The 1856-nt window shown below is 34.9% G+C and carries 2 protein-coding genes; both read right to left on the reverse strand.

Annotated elements, in window-relative coordinates; translation table 11 throughout:
- Positions 1-150: 150 nt before the first annotated feature.
- Positions 151-624, reverse strand: a complete 474-nt coding sequence (locus ABIQ27_RS13315; protein ID WP_348034409.1) for a hypothetical protein — start codon at positions 622-624, stop codon at positions 151-153.
- Positions 625-627: 3 nt separating this feature from the next.
- A partial coding sequence (locus ABIQ27_RS13320; RefSeq protein ID WP_348034410.1) for a hypothetical protein occupies positions 628-1856 on the reverse strand: 1229 nt, incomplete at its 5' end.

Here is a 1856-nt window from a genome sequence, read left to right on the forward strand (position 1 = left end):
GGCTTAAAGATGTACTGGAACGAATGCACCTTTACAACTCATCCAACCTCCATGAATTACTGCCACAAAATTGGGTGAAATTTAGAAATGCAGAGATGGGTTAGTCGATTGCTTACTCAGCAAAGAACTAAAACCAAAGCAGCCTAAAACTTATCCTGTCTTCCTGTCAACAATTTCAAAAAAATAATCATCGGCATAATTGAACTTATGTTCAAATCCTGGAGTTTGGCGCAATTCCAAAACATGCTTTGCACCTCCTTCAGCATATTCGCTTATAATTGTGAGTATTTTTCTAGAATCTAAAATATCTTCTGAAGATTTAGCATCGATTTTTCCAATCGCCATTAGGGCCAATGCACTTGCCACACTCTCTGACCCATTTGCGATCATTTGATATTGAAAAGAATTTTGATGTGGCAGTGGCGCCCCCTCTTCCTTCTTATTGTTAACAAAGCCAATAATTGCAGACCAGGCATAAACTTGCCAATATTTAGAAAAGAATTTGTCATCTTGTTTTGACAAACTTTCTTGCTTGCGACTAAATAAATCTCTAACTTTTAAAACATAATCTCCATAATGGACATTTTTCTTATTTAATTCAATTACAAATTTATCTTTCATCATTCTTTACTTTATTGTTGTTATAAAAGTCTTTCTATTTGCTCTTGAGTCGATGCCATTTAAATCAATTTTATCATTCTTAAACTCATAAAATCTTTCAATCTTAGCATCCCTAATTAGGTCACTTCTTTTTGCTTCGCCTAACGAAGCATAATCCTTTGACATAATAATCATTTGGTCGAAAGAATGTCCAATGTTTAGGGTAAGGTTGTAGGTGTTTTCAGGGTCAAAATCCGAGGTGGGGGCGTCGGCAACAATTGGATAAGACCTTTTCATTTTCTTTTCACTTAAAGATAAAAAAGCGTTAGCAACAGCAAGTTTTTGAGCCACTAACTCGGCGGTGTTTAATTCTGATAAAACTTGCTTTGTTACTTTATCTATTATTCTAACTCCATTATCTATAACAATTTCTCCTTGCGGTCTCCCACCAAGATAAAGACTGTATAGCCTATTACTTTCCCCTTGTATTTCACTAATTAGCTTAGCATAAGCAATAGAACGTAGTTGTCCTATGACCTTGACAAAAACTTTTATATAATCTGCAGCTACACTTTCTACAATATTTGTGTCGATGTTTTTTATGACTTTATCCTTCTCCGACTTTTTAGCCCTTAATTCTTCTTTTAAGCTCCCCAGCTCTGATTGGATAAAATTTAGCGTTTTAGTTTTAGCAGTAACCGAGTTTCGGAAATTTTGAATTTTAGAAAGCATTTGTGCAGCCGTTGATGCTCCTACCATAATATCTGCACCATCCTCTTGGCCGGAGCTTTCGTAAATGGAACTAATCTTTTTATTTAAACTATTACGTTTTTTTAGTAAGACATCCCTTGCTTTTTCATTCTTCATGACTTCCTCTTTAATATCAGGTAGTTCTCCAATTAATCGTTTCCTTGCTCGATTTAATTCTGTATAATTATCCTGCAATATTTTATGATTAGAATTATTCTCAAAGTCGTTTAACCTCCTTTTCAATGCTTCATATTCCGGGGTGTCTTCGATTACCTCCCTTTCACAAATGTAACAGATATGATCCGCCAACATTTTCTCAACATATTCCGGGCCTGGCAGCGACATTGGTACCGGATTATCCGTCTTTTGAAAAAGCTGGATTTCTTGGTTTAAAATAGTAAGATTACTTTCAGCAGCATTTATTAAACTTTCGCATCCATTAAGCATCCACTTATTAACTAAAGTTTCTTTTATATAAGTATCTGCATCATCAATTCTACTTTTGG

It is taken from the genome of Flavobacterium sp., assembly GCF_039916025.1.
In the GTDB taxonomy this organism is placed as follows: Bacteria; Bacteroidota; Bacteroidia; order Flavobacteriales; family Flavobacteriaceae; genus Flavobacterium.

Coding starts and splice junctions, on each gene's coding strand:
- ABIQ27_RS13315 (WP_348034409.1), bottom strand. CDS start 624: ATGATGAAAGATAAATTTGTAATTGAATTAAATAAGAAAAATGTCCAT.